This window comes from Variovorax stachyos, assembly GCF_051400855.1.
Taxonomy (GTDB): Bacteria; Pseudomonadota; Gammaproteobacteria; order Burkholderiales; family Burkholderiaceae_C; genus Variovorax.
The window spans coordinates 59,459-73,469 of sequence record NZ_JBLFFN010000018.1; the positions used below are offsets into that span (position 1 = coordinate 59,459).

The window sequence follows — 14,011 nt, forward strand, 5'->3', positions numbered from 1 at the left end:
GTCCCTGGTGAAGCGGTGGATCTTGGATCGATTCTTTCAACGCCCCTGGGCAGCGGCCATACCGCTTGGGGACTATGTCGTTCGTGGAGCCGGCAAGCTTGCAGGGCTTGGCGTTCACCGTTATCTTTCGTTCTACTCGTTGAATTGACTGCGTGCATCACGCTTAATCTATTGGGGCCCCTGCCATGAAAATCCTGATCGCCGACGACCACAGGCTCGTCATCGAGGCGGTCAAGGCCAAGTTGTCGGAGATCGAGCCGGGCATCGAGTTCGTTCTGGCGATGAGCGTCGACGAACTGCTCGCCGGCGCCTCCGACGACATCGACCTGGCCGTGATCGATCTCAACATGCCCGGTGCCGAGGGCCAGGCCCACGTGGACGAGATCCGGCGCCGCCACCCGGCCGTGCCGGTCATCGTGCTCTCGGGCTACGAAGACCCGGCCATCATGCGGTCGGCGCTGGAGCGCGGCGTGCTCGGCTTCATTCCCAAGGCCTACTCGCCTGAGGTCATGCTGTCGGCCGTGCGGTTGGTGCTGGCCGGCGGCGTCTATGTGCCGCCGATGCTGTTGTCGGCGGTGCCGCCGGGCGTGGTGGCCGGCGTGCCACCCAGCGCCGGCGAGACCGCGCAGCGTGCCTCGTCCGCCGCTGCCGCCCAGACCCTCGAGCACCTGCGCACCGTGCTCACCGATCGCCAGGTGGAAGTGCTGCAGCTGCTGTCGCAAGGCAAGCCCAACAAGCTGATCGGGCGCGCGCTCGGCATCAGCGAGGGCACGGTGAAGATCCATCTGGCGGCAATTTTCCGTGCGCTCAACGTGCGCAACCGCACGGAGGCAGTCGTCGCGGCGCAGACGCTGACGGCTGAAGCCTGAGCCTCGCCTCTCTTCACGGCCGCCGCCGCTGCTGCCATTGCGGGCGGGCATAGTCTCAGAAGCGCAAGGTCAGCAGGTGCGGCAGGCGCGGGATCGCGAAGGCTCGTCCCGTCCGCATCGCCTCGCGATAGTCGTGCAGAAGGCGTCGTTGGTCCAAGGTGACTTCATCGACCGGCCAGCGTTCCACATAGCGCGCCTGATGCTCCGCGGCCGCGGCCCAGTCCCCCTGCTCGAAGCGGTAGCGCGCCAGGGCCATGATGCCGTTCGGATGCTCCGCGGTCCACGCGGGCACCTGTTCGAGCCAGCCCTGGACTTCGTGGAGCGCGCGATCCTCGCAGGCGAGCCAGGCGGCCGCCAGGCAGGCGTTGGAGCGGACGATGCCGACCGAAGAGACCGCCATGGTTTCGCGGAGCATGCGCCAGGCCCGTTGCCGGTCGCCGCGGGCGTGGGCCAGCGCGGCTTTGAAGAAGACTGCGCTACCGTACAGGCAAGTGCCATCGAAGAAGCGCCGAGTGGCCTCGATTTCGGCAATCAGGTCGCGCGCCAGGTCGTAGCGCCCGCCGGCGATGGCCATGCCCGTGTTCATGGAAATTGCAAAGCTGAGCCAGAAGTGCCGCGCCTCACGCCCGAGCTTGCGCACCTGCTCCATGCGTTGCAGCGCGTCGCCGATCCGCCCGTTGCGCCAGTACAGCCAGGCTTCCGCCAGCTGTGACAGAAAACCGGCCGGCGCGGGGCTGCTGCATCGACGCGGATGCCAGCGTGGCCTGCGCCGCGTTCGCGACAGCCTGGTCTCCCGCGTAGCTGTGCACCATGAGCTGAAACGCGAGCGTGAGCGCGTGGCTTCCCGGCGCGCCGGCCAGCTTTGCGCAGGCCACCGCTTCGACGATGGCCAGGGCCGCATCGCGCATGCGCCCGGCATCGCGATGGACGATCGCGATCTGGTGGAGGGTGCGCGCCAGGTCTGCGTGCTGGGTGTACGGGGTGCGGCTGAGCTGCGCCGAGCGACGCAAGGTATCGAGCGCTGGCTGTGCCTGGCCGCGCAGGTGCGCGATAACGCCTTCCTGCCGCAGGCATTGCGCAGTCAGCCTGTCATGGTTTCCTTCCTGCGCTGCGGCGAGAACGCGCCGGCCGATGCTTTGCGCGAGCTCGAACTCGCGGTCCGCGATCGCCGATTCGCTGCGCTCCAGCAGCACCGCCGCCTTCAGCGCGTGGTCGCCGTTCGTTTCAAGCAGCGTCAGCGCCTGGTGGATGAGCGCTCGGGCGAGCTCGTTGTTTTCGCGCGCGCGGTGGTACGCGGCGAGTGCGCGCAGCACTCGCGCCTGTGTCGTCACGTCGGCCGACGCGGCCGCGCTCGCCAGCAGGCGTTGGGCCTTCGACGCGGTTTCGGGGTGTTCGATCGCGGCCAGGCTCTCGACGTGCTCGATCTCCATCTCGAGCGGAAGCGGCTGAGAAGCGGCACACACCTGCAGGTAGTCCTGCGCCAGTTGGTAGCGCTGTTCCCTGGATGCGCGCATGGCGCGCGTGAATGCCTCATTCGTGAAGGTATCGGTGGAGACGCGTGCCGGCTCCTCGTCGGCGAGCTCGCGGGCTAGCTTCCGGCCGAGTGCGATCGTCATCTGTGTCAGGTCGCCGCCACGCAGCGGGCTCGAATCGGCAAGCCTCATCTCGCCATGCAGCTGATAGCGCAGCTCGAAGCCGTCCTCGTGCGGGTGCGCCTGGGCAGCGATCCCCGTCCGGGCACCGGGTGCGCGAACCTGCACGATGGCATCGGCGTTCGGAGGTCCCTCGCCGGTCCCCTTGAGCACGGTGACTACGTCGACGAGCGGCAGTGCGGAAATCGCCAGCTGCGCTTCGAGTTCCCCGGTTCAGCAGCGCCGCCATGCAGAACACGACCCAGACCAGTGCGTCCCGCCCGTGTGATTGCGAAAGGGAAGCGCAGCGATGAAGCGCTGTGAGGAGGGCCGCGGTGCAGGAGGGTGGGGGCGCCGAATCCGCGCACTGGCAAATGCGAGGCGGAATGCGAGGGGGAATGCGGCGCCCCGATCATCGTGGACAGTGACATGGAACCACAATCAGAATGAAGCCACTCCGTTCGCCGCTGAAAGCCGCTGGGCCAGTGGAGGAGAGCCCTTGTCTCGATCGCGGCTGGCAGGTTAGGGCTGCAACCTCGGCGAGGCTTACCCGACGCGACAATTCATCAGGTTGTGATGGCTCTCTGAAGGACTCTGGATCGAGAACAGTTTGACAGCCCTCTTGTTCCGCATGACTGCACAGGCAGAAGTAATCACCATTTTGGAGATCTATTTGCATTCCCCCGATCTTGCGGCCCTGCGCCGTTCGCGCCTCGAGGCAGCCATCGTCGATCTCGATGGCACGATGATCGACACGCTCGGCGATTTCGTCGTGGCGCTCAATCGCATGCTCGAGGAGCTCGCCCTGCCGTCGATCACCGCCGAGGCCATCGGACAGATGATCGGCAAGGGCTCCGAGCACCTGATCCGCTCCGTGCTGCGCCAGGTGCGCGACGATCGCGAAGCCGATGCCCCGCTCTTCGATGCGGCCTGGCCTCGCTATGTGCACCACTACCTCGCCATCAACGGCCAGCATGCGCCCATCTACGCCGGCGTTGTCGAAGGCCTGGCCGCGTTGCGCGCCCGCGGCCTGCGGCTGGCCTGCCTCACCAACAAGCCCATCGCCTTCGCGCGCCCACTGCTGGCGGCCAAGGGCCTGGACGGCTACTTCGAGCATCTGTTCGGCGGCGAGGCCTTCGAGCGCAAGAAGCCTGATCCGCTGCCACTACTGAAAACCTGCGAGGCCCTGGGCAGCGCGCCGGCGCGCACACTCATGGTCGGCGATTCGAGCAACGACGCGAAGGCCGCGCGCGCAGCCGGATGTCCCGTGGTGCTTGTGAGCTATGGCTACAACCACGGCCAGCCGGTGCGGGAGGTCGATGCCGACGGCTTTGTCGATTCCCTGGCCGAGCTCGACGGCCTGCTGACTTGGGGTAGATGATAGTTGACAGTCGAATTGATGAAAAGTAATGTACCTATGAGCCCGCCGCTCTGGATGCCGGCGGCCCGTGGCCCACAACACTTTTTGCTCTATGAACATCGCGATCCTGGGCGGCGGCCATGGCTGCTATGCCGCCGCTGCAGACCTGTCCGAAGCCGGCCATTCGGTGCGCCTGTGGCGGCGTGATGCCGACGCACTGGCAGCCGTGCGTCAGGCCGGCTCCATCCGCTTGAAGGATGCGCACGGCGCACGCGACGTGCCCATCGCGCTGGCCACGGCCGAGATCGGCGAGGCCTTGCTCGGCGCCTCGCTCATCGTGATTCCCACGCCCGCCATCGCACAGGAGGACATCGCCCGCGCCATGGCACCGTACCTCGTCGACGGCCAGGTGGTGTTCCTGCCCCCCGGCACCTTCGGCAGTTTCGTGATGGCGCGCCTCGTGAAGCAGGCGGGCAACCGCGCCGACGTGGCCTGGGCCGAGACCGGCACGCTGCCCTATCTCGCGCGCAAGCATGGCGAGCGCGAGGTCAACGTCACGATCCGCGCGATCCGCCTGCCGACCGGCGTGTATCCGGCGCGCAAGGAAGGCGAGGCGCTGGAGGTGATCCGCCAGGCCTATCCGAGCGTGCACGGCTGCGGCGACGCGCTCTCGGGCGCGCTGATGAATGCGGGCCCGATCATCCATCCGCCGTTGATGGTGATGAATGCCGCGCCCTTGCAGCACTTCGAGCGCTGGGACATCCACAACGAGGGCACGCAGCGCGCGGTGCGCGACGTGACCGACCGGCTGGACCAGGAGCGCATCGCAGTGCGCGAGGCCTTCGGCCAGGGCGCGCCGCACTATCCACTGGCCGACCACTACAACAACGACCGGTGGATGTACGGCGACGCCCACAAGCAGCTGGTGAAGTCGGGCGACTGGCGCGAGAACATCGACCTCTACGCCCACCGCTACATCACCGAGGACACGGAGCTGGGCCTGGCCTTCCTGGCTTCGGCGGCGCGGCATGCGGGCGTCGATGCGCCCATCGCGCATGGCCTGCTGGCCATCGTCGGCGGCTTCCTGGGCCGCGACTTGCGCAAGGGGCCGCGCACCTTCGAGGCGCTGGGCCTGGCCGGGCTGACCCAGGCCGAGCTGAAGAAAAGGCTGCACGATGGCGAATGAGGCCGCAGCGCCGCGCTTCGCTGCCGTCGGCGCGGGCCGCATGGGCCGTGGAATCGCGATCGCCTTCGCGTATGCGGGCCACCGTATCTCGCTCGTCGACCTGCGCGTGCGCACCGAAGAGGCCTGGCAGAAGCTGCGCGCCGAGGTGCGGGCGGAAATCGAAGCCAGCCTCGCAGGGCTGGCGCAGCTGGGGGTGATCGATACGGCCCAGGTGCTGGCGATCGCGGAGCGCGTCGAGCTCGTTCCCGCCGGCGAAGCGCCGCATGCGCTGGCAGGCGCCGAGTTGATTTTCGAGGGCGTGCCGGAAACGCTGGATGCCAAGCGCGAGGCCTTCGAGCAGCTCAACCGCCATTGCCGCGATGACGCCATCCTCACCTCCACCACCAGCAGCATCCTGGTCACCCAGATCGCCGCGCTGGTGAGGAGGCCGGAGCGCTTCCTCAACATGCATTGGCTCAACCCGGCCTACGTGATCCCGGTGGTGGAGCTCAGCTGCCACCCCGGTACCGACCCCGCAGTGCTGGCACGCACGAAGGCGTTGATGGAATCGATCGGCAAGCTGCCCGTGGTCTGCGGCCCGACCCCCGGCTATATCGTCCCGCGCTTGCAGGCGCTCGTGATGAACGAGGCCGCCCGCATGGTCGAGGAGGGCGCCGCCACGGCCGAGGAGATCGACAAGGCCACGCGCTACGGCCTCGGCCTTCGCTTTGCAGCGCTCGGCGTGGTGGAGTTCATCGACTTCGGCGGCGCCGACATCCTGCACCATGCGAGCCGGGAGATGTCGGGCTCGATCGATCCCGCGCGCTACGCCGCGCCGGCCATCCTCGAGCGCATGATGGACGAGGGCCGCCTCGGCCTGAAGAGCGGCAGCGGCTTCTACGACTACGCGGACCGCGACCTGGCTGCCTACCGGCGCGATGTGCTGGCGCGCACCCTCGGCATGCTGAAGCACGCCGGGCTCTGGCGGCCGCCGGCCGAGCGGACGCAGTCATGACAAGCATCCGCCGCGCCTTCGCCGATCTGTCCGTCGGGCAGGTCCACTACGCGAGCTGCGGCGATCCGCGCGGCGAGACGGTGCTGCTGCTTCACCAGTCGCCGCGCAGCTGGGCCGAATACCGGCACGTCCTTCCGCTGATCGGCCGGCGCTTCCGAGCCGTGGCGATGGACACCGCGGGCTTCGGCGATTCCGACGATGGCGCCGTGCCCGCCAGCATCGAGCAGTGGGCGCGCGTGGCGATCGAACTGCTCGATGCGCTGGGCATCGCCCGCGCGCATGTGGTGGGCCACCACACGGGCGGTGTGATCGCGGTCGAACTGGCGAGCACCTTCGGAAGGCGCGTGCACGGGCTGGTGCTGTCGTCGACGCCATACACGGATGTCGCCTTCCGCCGCGCGCGGGCCGAGCGCCCGCCCATCGACGCGGTGGCGATGAGCGACGACGGCAGTCATCTCGCGGCCTTGTGGCAGAAGCGCCAGGGCTTCTATCCGGCAGGACGGCCCGAGCTGCTGGAGGCTTTCGTGCTGGACGCGCTCAAGGTGAGCGGCCGGATGGAAGAGGGACACCGCGCCGTGGCCGCCTACCGGATGGAAGAGCGCATCGCGAAGGTGCGGCAGCCGACGCTGATCGTCCGCGCGACCGACGATCCCTTCGCCGCGCCGCATGCGCATGAGCTGAAGGCGCACATCCCCCAGGCGCGCATCGTCGACATCGACGGCGGCATGGTGCCGCTGCCCGACCAGATGCCGGAGGCTTTCGCGAACGCCGTGGTGGGCTTTCTTGAAGCGCTGCCGTGAGGGCGGTACGTGTTCCAGCCTTCGGCGCGGCGCCGGTGCTGGAGCAGCTGGCCGATCCGCAGCCGCGTGCCGGCCGCACGATCGTGCGCATGGCCGCAGCCACTGTGGGCCATATCGACCGGACGGTCTGGAGCGGCGCCTTTCTCAAGCATCCGCCGCTGCCCTACATCCCCGGCGTCGAGGCCGCAGGGACGGTGGTCGCGAGCGGGAGCTACCCTGCGGGCCAGCGCGTGTGGCTGCGCGGCAGCGGCCTGGGCACGAATGAGAACGGCACCTGGTGCGAGCTGATCGATGCGCCTGACGAGGCGTTGGGCCTGTTGCCCGAAGGCCTCGACGTGGCACTCGGCGCGGCCTTCTTCTCGCCGTGCACATCGGCCTGGGTCGCATTGCACGAGATTGCGAAGCTGCAGCGGGGCGAGCGCGTTCTGGTGACCGGCGCGACCGGTGCTGTGGGATCGATGACGGTGCAGCTGGCACGCGAGGCTGGTGCCGCCGTGCTCACGGGCGCCGAGGAAGCCGCGCGGCAGCAACAGCGCATCGACCTCCTGGTCGATACCGTCGGCGGCCCGGTGCTGGAAGCCGCGCTGCCCTGCGTCACGCCCGGCGGCCGCGCCGTGCTGGTCGGCTACACGGCCGGCAACATGCTGCCCTTGAACATCGCCCATTTCCTGCAGCGCGACGTGGCGCTGCTGCCGCTCAACATGTTCCGGCGCGAAGCGGCGGGCCGCGCCGCGGTGCCCCAACTGCTGGCGCGGCTGGCCGACGGGAGGCTGACGCTCCGGGTCCAGCGCTTCGCGCTTGGCGAAGCCGCGGCGGCGCTCGAATGGATCGCGCAGCGCGGACATCGGGGCAGGGCGGTCCTGGTGCCCTGAGGCTGGTGCGCGGCGACGGGATCTGAGATCCTTGCACACCGCATCGACCCGTCTCGAGAAAGCATCGACATGGACACCCAGCTTGCCCAGTCCTGGCTCGCGCTGAGCCCGCCCGTGGCCGCCGCGCGCGCTGCAGGCCGGCCGCTGGTGGCTCTTGAGTCGACCATCATCGCGCACGGCATGCCCTATCCGGAGAACGTGAGCACCGCGCGCGAGGTGGAGGCCGTGATCCGCGGACTGGGCGCCGAGCCCGCGACCGTCGCACTCATAGGCGGGCGCATCCGCATCGGCCTCTCGGACGATGAACTGGAACTGCTCGGCCGCTCCGGCCAGGCGCACAAGGTCAGCCGGCGCGACCTGCCGGCCGTGCTCGCAAGTGGCGAGCTCGGTGCCACCACAGTGGCAGGCACCATGATCTGCGCGGCGCTGGCCGGCATCGAGGTCTTCGTCACCGGCGGCATCGGCGGCGTGCACCGCGGTGCGCCGCAGAGCTTCGACATCTCGGCCGACCTGCAGGAGCTGGCGCGGACTTCGGTGGCGGTGGTGTGCGCCGGCGCCAAGTCGATCCTGGACATCGGACTCACGCTGGAATACCTGGAGACGCACGGCGTGCCGGTGCTCAGCTGCGGGCAGGACAACTTCGCCGCCTTCTACACGCGCGACAGCGGATTTCGCGCGGACTACCGGCTGGACGATGCGCAGGCGCAGGCCCGCTTCATCCGCACCAAGTGGGCCCTGGGCCTCGCGGGCGGCGTGGTGCTGAGCACGCCGGTGCCCCAAGCCGCGGCACTGCCGCGCGAGGAGATCGATGCGATCACCGAGCAGGCCTTGGCCGAGGCGGCAGCGCAGGACATCGCGGGCAAGGCCGTCACGCCTTTCCTGCTGGCCCGCATCAAGGCGCTGACGGGCGGGCGCAGCCTGGCGACCAACATCGCGCTGGTGAAGCACAACGCCGAGGTGGGCGCGAGGCTGGCCCTGGCGTTGGCGTGCGCATAAGCGCCTTGCCCGCCAGGACTCCTGACATTCGTCTTCGTGCTGGAGACCAATGCTTTTATTTATCAGGCTTCAATTTCTCTCTCTTTCTCGCCAACCTGCTTCTGCGGGCTCCAATCTGACTAAGGTTGTCGCCCTACGACAAACTCATCGACAAGACCAAAAATGGATCTCGAACTTCCAAGCAAGCTTCACAAAGCACTTGAGCGTGAAGCGTCTGATGCAGGGGGAAGCCTGCACGCACACGTCATCAAGAAGCTGGAGTCGGTCACGCCACCCATCGAGGCAGTGAAGCGCGAGGCGATAGCGGCGGGGCTGCCCAAACTGGTCGCCTTCTTGTCACGAGTGCCAGGCGTCGAGGTCCTTTCATCGGATTCAACTCCGGACGCCTATTGGTGGGTGAAACTGAACATCGATCTCGACCACTCACTGGCTTGGCAGGTGGTTCAGGAACTTGGCTTCGTTCTGAACTACATATCCCTTGAAGAGCAGCTACCCACGGTTTTCAAGCCGGTTTCGCCCCCTCCTTGTATGAACGGCGGTCCAAAGGACTTCCTTTCATGGGTCATTGAACCAACTTGCAACCACATCGACCCGGCGTGGATAGCAGAAGCGCTCGAAGGTCGCCTGCCGCGACCAGTCGAAGATCTGGCCCAGTGGGACTCAGATGACGAATCGACTTGACGGGATGACTGCAGGCGCAGTTGCGCACGTTCGCGGGATCCGCCCCCCAATCTAAAGGGGTCTGGCGGCGGCGGTGTTGCCGCTGGACGCGACGGATTCAGGATGTGGCTTCCAGTCGCAGTCGCGCGCGGCAAATCCGCTACGCCTGCGAGTCCTCTTCCGCCTCATCCGCCTCTCCCGCCGCACCGGCGTGCAGCTCGATCATCTGCCGCAGCGTGGTCTTCAACTCCTCGGCCCGCAGCAGGCCGAAGGGCTCGAGCACCCGGCGCTCGTGCTCGAGCGCCAGTTCCATCAGGCGCTCCACCGTCTTGGCGCCCTTGCGCGTGATGCGCACCAGCGTGACGCGCCGATCACTGTCGTGGGGCAGGCGCTCGACCTGGCCCTTGGACTCCATGCGATCCAGCAGGCGCGTGACCGTCGGCTGCTTGGTCACCGTGATCTGCGCCAGCTGGCCGATGCTGATCGGCTCGCCGCCTGCCAGCGACGCCATCACCCGCCACTCCGACACCGAAAAGCCGTGCTGGCGCGCCACCACGTGGAACTCTGACGAAATCAGCTGGCTGGCCTGCGCCAGCAACGCCGGCAGGTAGTCGTCGACGAAGCGCAAGGCCTTCTTAGAAGCGGCAGTGGCCATGAAGCGTTCCCTCTGCGAAAGCGGGCACGCAGCTTGCGTGTCTAGGGTTATTCATGATTGTGGATACATTCACTTGTAAACATTATAGAGGCCGTGCGATGAAGCGGCACCCATGCCGATACGGGAAAGAAGCAAACCATGGCTGAACGATCGTTCGTCGAGGAAGTCAAGAAGCTCCGGCTCGCCGAGGGCGAGGTGTTCCGGGGTGAAGGCATTCTGGCAGTCACCAAGGCGCTGCTCGAATCGGGTGTTTCCTATGTGGCCGGCTATCAGGGCGCGCCGATCTCGCACCTGATGGACGTGTTGGCCGACGCGCAGGACATCCTGGCCGAGCAGGGCATCCGCTTCGAGAACAGCGCGAGCGAAGCCACGGCCGCCGCCACGCTGGCCGCCTCGGTCAACTATCCGCTGCGCGGCGCCGTCACCTTCAAGGCGACGGTGGGCACCAACGTGGCCTCAGACGCGCTGGCCAACCTGGCCTCGGGCGGCGTGACCGGCGGCGCCCTGATCATCGTGGGCGAGGACTACGGCGAAGGCTCCTCGATCATGCAGGAGCGCAGCCATGCATTCGCGATGAAGTCGCAGATCTGGCTGCTCGATCCGCGCCCCAACCTGCCCTCCATCGTCGAGGCGGTGAAGAAGGGCTTCGAGCTGTCCGAAGCCACCCACACGCCGGTGATGCTGCAGCTGCGCATCCGCGCCTGCCACGTGCATGGGCAGTTCGTGGCCGGCGCCAACCGCCGGCCCACATTCACGCTGAAGGACGCGCTGGAGAACCCGCAGCGCGACGTCAGCCGCATCGTGCTGCCCCCCGCCAGCTTCGTGCACGAGCAGGAAAAGGTGAAGGAGCGCTGGCCCGCCGCACTGCGCTTCATCGAGGAGCACAAGCTCAACGAGTTCTTCTCGGAAGACGCCGACGACATCGGCATCATCGTCCAGGGCGGCAGCTACAACACCCTGCTGCGCGCGCTCGAACGGCTCGGCCTGGCCGACGTCTATGGCAACTCGCAGGTGCCGCTCTACGTGATGAACGTGGCCTACCCGCTGGTCGACAACGAGGTGCTGCGCTTCTGCGAAGGCAAGCGCGCGGTGCTGGTGGTGGAAGAGGGCCAGCCCAACTTCGTCGAGCAGAACCTCGCCACCATCCTGCGCCAGGCCGGCTCCACCACCGCGCTGCACGGCAAGGACATGCTGCCGGTGGCCGGCGAGTACACGGCGGCCGAGCTGCTCAAGGGCGCGCGCGCCTTCGGCGAGCGCTACGGCCGGCTGCAGCCCTTGCCGATCCCGGCGCCGGTGCGCAAGGTGATCCCGCTCAAGGAAGTGGCCGAGATCGGCGTCGACAATGCGCCCGAGCCGGCCCTGCCGCTGGGCGACAGCGTGCACGCCCGTCCGCCGGGCTTCTGCACCGGCTGCCCCGAGCGCCCGATCTTCAGCGCGATGAAGCTGGTGGAGCGCGAGCTCGGCCCGCACCACGTGAGCGCCGACATCGGCTGCCACCTGTTCTCCATCCTGCCGCCCTTCAACATCGGCAACACCACCATGGGCTACGGCCTGGGCGGCGCCGGCGCGGCTGCGCTCAATGCGCCGGCGGGCAAGCGCGCGATCTCGATGATGGGCGACGGTGGCTTCTGGCACAACGGCCTGACCAGCGGCGTGGCCAACGCCGTCTTCAACCAGAGCGACAACCTGACCATCGTGGTCGACAACAACTACACCTCGGCCACCGGCGGGCAGGACATCCTCTCGTCGAAGGCGCAGAACCCGACGCGCAGCACCGGCCACGCGATCGAGCGCGCGGTGCGCGGCGTGGGCGTGAAATGGGTGCGCACGATGCGCCGCACCTACGACGTCGCCGGCATGCGCGACGTGATCAAGGAAGCGCTCACGACAAAGCAGAAGGGCCCCAAGGTCCTGATCGCGCAGTCCGAGTGCATGCTCAACAAGCAGCGCCGCGAGAAGCCGCTGGTGCGCAAGGCCATCGCCGAAGGCAAGCGCGTGGTGCGCGACAAATTCGGCGTCGACGAGGACACCTGCACCGGAGACCATTCCTGCATCCGCCTCTCCGGCTGCCCCTCGCTCTCGATCAAGGCGAATCCCGATCCGCTGCGCACGGACCCGGTCGCCACCGTGCTCGACAGCTGCGTGGGCTGCGGCAACTGCGGCGATGTCTCGCATGCCGCCGTGCTCTGCCCCTCCTTCTACAAGGCGCAGATCGTCAGCAACCCGACCGGCTGGGACCGCTTCCGCGAGCGCGTGCGCGCGGGCGTGATCGGATGGCTGCAGCGCGGCGAGGCCAAGCGCCGCGCGGCTTATGCGTTCTGAATGAATTTATGCGACGCAACAACACAGCGCCGAAAGCATTCGCAGCGTTCCAAATCCAGGGACACCGCGGAACCGGCTTTGCCGGGCCGCTGGTGTCGCCCCCGGTAGGGGGTGGGCGGCTACACGAAGTGAGCCAACCTGGGGGCGAGCCATGACGCAACCGATCAAGATCGCCATCCTCGCAATGGGCGGCGAGGGCGGCGGCGTGCTGGCCGACTGGATCGTCGACATGGGCGAGGCCAACGGCTACATCGCGCAGACCACCTCGGTGCCGGGCGTAGCCCAGCGCACCGGCGCGACCATCTACTACGTCGAGATCTACCCCGAAGCTCAGGCCCAGGCCGATGGCGGCCGGCCGGTACTGGCGCTGATGCCCCTGCCGGGCGACGTGGACGTGGTGCTGGCCTCGGAGCTGATGGAAGCCGGGCGCGCCGTGCAGCGCGGGCTGGTCACGAAGGACCGCAGCACGCTGATCGCCTCCACCCATCGCGTGTACTCCATTGCCGAGAAGAGCGCGTTGGGCGACGGCCGGGTCGACAGCGCAGCGCTGCTGGTGCACGCCGACCGGGCGGCCAAGCGCTTCATCCGCTTCGACATGGCGCAGACGGCCGAGGCCGCGGGCAGCGTCATCAGCGCCGTGCTCTTCGGCGCCCTGGCCGGCTCCGGCGTGCTGCCTTTCAGCCGCGCCCAGTTCGAGGCCACCATCGAGCGCGGCGGCGTGGGCGTCAAGCCCAGCCTGAAGGCCTTCGACGCTGGCTTCGCACGGGCGCAAGGCACGCACGAGGACGAGAAGCCGGTGCCCGCCTCCGCTGCCGCGCCGCAGCCACGCCACCCCGCTGTGCGTGCCCTGGTCGAACGGGTTCAGCGCGACTTCGCACCGGCGCTGCATCCCGTGCTGTTCGAGGGCGTGCGGCGCCTGATCGACTACCAGGACACCGACTACGCCGGCCTCTACCTCGACCGCCTGGCCGCGATCGCCGCGCTGCCCGCGGGCGAGGACCACCGCCTGCAGCGCGAGACCGCACGCCACCTGGCCCTCTGGATGTCCTACGAGGACACGGCCCGCGTCGCCGCGCTGAAGACGCGCGCCTCGCGCTTCGATCGCGTGCGCGGCGAGGCCGGCGTGAAGGAAGGGCAACTGCTCGCGATCAACGAATACATGCATCCGCGCCTGCAGGAGATCTGCGAGACCCTGCCCGGCGGTCTCGGCCGCTGGCTGGTGGGCTCGGGCTGGCCGCGCCGCCTGGTGGAGCGCATGACCCGCAAGGGCCGCGTGATCCGCACCAGCTCGCTCGGCGGCTACCTGATGCTCTGCGCCGTCGCCGCCGCGAAACGCTGGCGCCGCAGCACCACCCGCTATGCCGAGGAGAACCGCCGCATCGAGGAATGGCTGCAGCGCATCGCCGGCACCGCCGTGCGGCACCCCGAGCTGGCGATCGAGCTTGCCCAGTGCCAGCGCCTGGTCAAGGGCTACAGCGACACGCATGAACGCGGCCTGCGCAACTACGACACGCTGATGGCCGCCTTCCAGCGGGCGGGCACCCGCATGGCGCCGGCCACGCTGCGCGAGCTGCGCGAGGCGGCGCTGGCCGATGAACAGGGCCGCCAATTGCATGCGGCACTGTCGCGGCACACGCTGGCCTGAGAAGAGAACAAGAGAGACACG

13 protein-coding genes are annotated in these 14,011 nt (G+C 68.1%); 10 read left to right on the forward strand and 3 right to left on the reverse strand.

Going from position 1 to position 14,011, the window contains the following annotated elements; translation table 11 throughout:
* Positions 1-185 precede the first annotated feature (185 nt).
* Positions 186-869 carry a LuxR C-terminal-related transcriptional regulator gene (locus ACMGEZ_RS24230; protein ID WP_436824836.1) on the forward strand — a complete coding sequence of 228 codons (684 nt, stop codon included), beginning with the start codon at positions 186-188 and terminating at the stop codon, positions 867-869.
* A 55-nt stretch (positions 870-924) separates the two neighbouring features.
* Here ACMGEZ_RS24230 and ACMGEZ_RS24235 read toward each other — a convergent pair whose 3' ends face one another.
* Together ACMGEZ_RS24235 and ACMGEZ_RS24240 are read right to left on the reverse strand one after the other, a co-directional pair.
* Positions 925-1,518, reverse strand: a complete 594-nt coding sequence (locus ACMGEZ_RS24235) for a hypothetical protein (protein WP_436824837.1) — start codon at positions 1,516-1,518, stop codon at positions 925-927.
* Positions 1,490-2,674 carry a hypothetical protein gene (locus ACMGEZ_RS24240; RefSeq protein ID WP_436824838.1) on the reverse strand — a complete coding sequence of 395 codons (1,185 nt, stop codon included), beginning with the start codon at positions 2,672-2,674 and terminating at the stop codon, positions 1,490-1,492. Before ACMGEZ_RS24240 ends, ACMGEZ_RS24235 begins: the two co-directional genes overlap by 29 nt.
* Before the next feature lie 499 nt (positions 2,675-3,173).
* Between ACMGEZ_RS24240 and ACMGEZ_RS24245 the strand changes: the two genes are divergently transcribed.
* From ACMGEZ_RS24245 to ACMGEZ_RS24275, 7 genes are all read left to right on the forward strand, one after another.
* Entirely contained in the window at positions 3,174-3,881 is a 708-nt protein-coding gene (locus tag ACMGEZ_RS24245) for a phosphoglycolate phosphatase (RefSeq protein ID WP_436824839.1), read from the forward strand.
* A 91-nt stretch (positions 3,882-3,972) separates the two neighbouring features.
* Positions 3,973-5,046, forward strand: a complete 1,074-nt coding sequence (locus ACMGEZ_RS24250; RefSeq protein ID WP_436824840.1) for an NAD/NADP octopine/nopaline dehydrogenase family protein — start codon at positions 3,973-3,975, stop codon at positions 5,044-5,046.
* Entirely contained in the window at positions 5,036-6,040 is a 1,005-nt protein-coding gene (locus ACMGEZ_RS24255) for a 3-hydroxybutyryl-CoA dehydrogenase (RefSeq protein WP_436824841.1), read from the forward strand. Before ACMGEZ_RS24250 ends, ACMGEZ_RS24255 begins: the two co-directional genes overlap by 11 nt.
* Entirely contained in the window at positions 6,037-6,840 is an 804-nt protein-coding gene (locus tag ACMGEZ_RS24260) for an alpha/beta fold hydrolase (RefSeq protein ID WP_436824842.1), read from the forward strand. The genes ACMGEZ_RS24255 and ACMGEZ_RS24260 overlap by 4 nt, the downstream gene beginning before the upstream one ends.
* Positions 6,837-7,712, forward strand: a complete 876-nt coding sequence (locus ACMGEZ_RS24265) for a quinone oxidoreductase family protein (protein ID WP_436824843.1) — start codon at positions 6,837-6,839, stop codon at positions 7,710-7,712. The genes ACMGEZ_RS24260 and ACMGEZ_RS24265 overlap by 4 nt, the downstream gene beginning before the upstream one ends.
* Before the next feature lie 69 nt (positions 7,713-7,781).
* Positions 7,782-8,708, forward strand: coding sequence for a pseudouridine-5'-phosphate glycosidase (locus ACMGEZ_RS24270; protein ID WP_436824844.1), 927 nt, complete (start codon positions 7,782-7,784; stop codon positions 8,706-8,708).
* A gap of 162 nt (positions 8,709-8,870) precedes the next feature.
* Positions 8,871-9,389, forward strand: coding sequence for a hypothetical protein (locus tag ACMGEZ_RS24275; protein WP_436824845.1), 519 nt, complete (start codon positions 8,871-8,873; stop codon positions 9,387-9,389).
* Positions 9,390-9,528: 139 nt separating this feature from the next.
* On the opposite strand, the gene ACMGEZ_RS24280 is transcribed toward ACMGEZ_RS24275, so the two are convergent.
* Positions 9,529-10,023 (reverse strand): MarR family winged helix-turn-helix transcriptional regulator, encoded by a 495-nt coding sequence (locus tag ACMGEZ_RS24280; protein ID WP_436824846.1) that lies wholly within the window; start codon positions 10,021-10,023, stop codon positions 9,529-9,531.
* 138 nt (positions 10,024-10,161) lie between these two features.
* Here ACMGEZ_RS24280 and ACMGEZ_RS24285 point away from each other — a divergent pair, with 138 nt between their 5' ends.
* Both ACMGEZ_RS24285 and ACMGEZ_RS24290 read left to right on the forward strand, forming a co-directional pair.
* Positions 10,162-12,345, forward strand: a complete 2,184-nt coding sequence (locus tag ACMGEZ_RS24285) for a thiamine pyrophosphate-dependent enzyme (RefSeq protein ID WP_436824847.1) — start codon at positions 10,162-10,164, stop codon at positions 12,343-12,345.
* Positions 12,346-12,496: 151 nt separating this feature from the next.
* The gene (locus tag ACMGEZ_RS24290) at positions 12,497-13,990 is read left to right on the forward strand and encodes an indolepyruvate oxidoreductase subunit beta family protein (RefSeq protein WP_436824848.1); all 1,494 of its coding nucleotides are present in this window, start codon (positions 12,497-12,499) and stop codon (positions 13,988-13,990) included.
* Positions 13,991-14,011 lie beyond the last annotated feature (21 nt).

Coding starts and splice junctions, on each gene's coding strand:
- ACMGEZ_RS24230 (WP_436824836.1), top strand. CDS start 186: ATGAAAATCCTGATCGCCGACGACCACAGGCTCGTCATCGAGGCGGTC.
- ACMGEZ_RS24235 (WP_436824837.1), bottom strand. CDS start 1,518: ATGGAGCAGGTGCGCAAGCTCGGGCGTGAGGCGCGGCACTTCTGGCTC.
- ACMGEZ_RS24250 (WP_436824840.1), top strand. CDS start 3,973: ATGAACATCGCGATCCTGGGCGGCGGCCATGGCTGCTATGCCGCCGCT.
- ACMGEZ_RS24255 (WP_436824841.1), top strand. CDS start 5,036: ATGGCGAATGAGGCCGCAGCGCCGCGCTTCGCTGCCGTCGGCGCGGGC.
- ACMGEZ_RS24260 (WP_436824842.1), top strand. CDS start 6,037: ATGACAAGCATCCGCCGCGCCTTCGCCGATCTGTCCGTCGGGCAGGTC.
- ACMGEZ_RS24270 (WP_436824844.1), top strand. CDS start 7,782: ATGGACACCCAGCTTGCCCAGTCCTGGCTCGCGCTGAGCCCGCCCGTG.
- ACMGEZ_RS24275 (WP_436824845.1), top strand. CDS start 8,871: ATGGATCTCGAACTTCCAAGCAAGCTTCACAAAGCACTTGAGCGTGAA.
- ACMGEZ_RS24280 (WP_436824846.1), bottom strand. CDS start 10,023: ATGGCCACTGCCGCTTCTAAGAAGGCCTTGCGCTTCGTCGACGACTAC.
- ACMGEZ_RS24285 (WP_436824847.1), top strand. CDS start 10,162: ATGGCTGAACGATCGTTCGTCGAGGAAGTCAAGAAGCTCCGGCTCGCC.
- ACMGEZ_RS24290 (WP_436824848.1), top strand. CDS start 12,497: ATGACGCAACCGATCAAGATCGCCATCCTCGCAATGGGCGGCGAGGGC.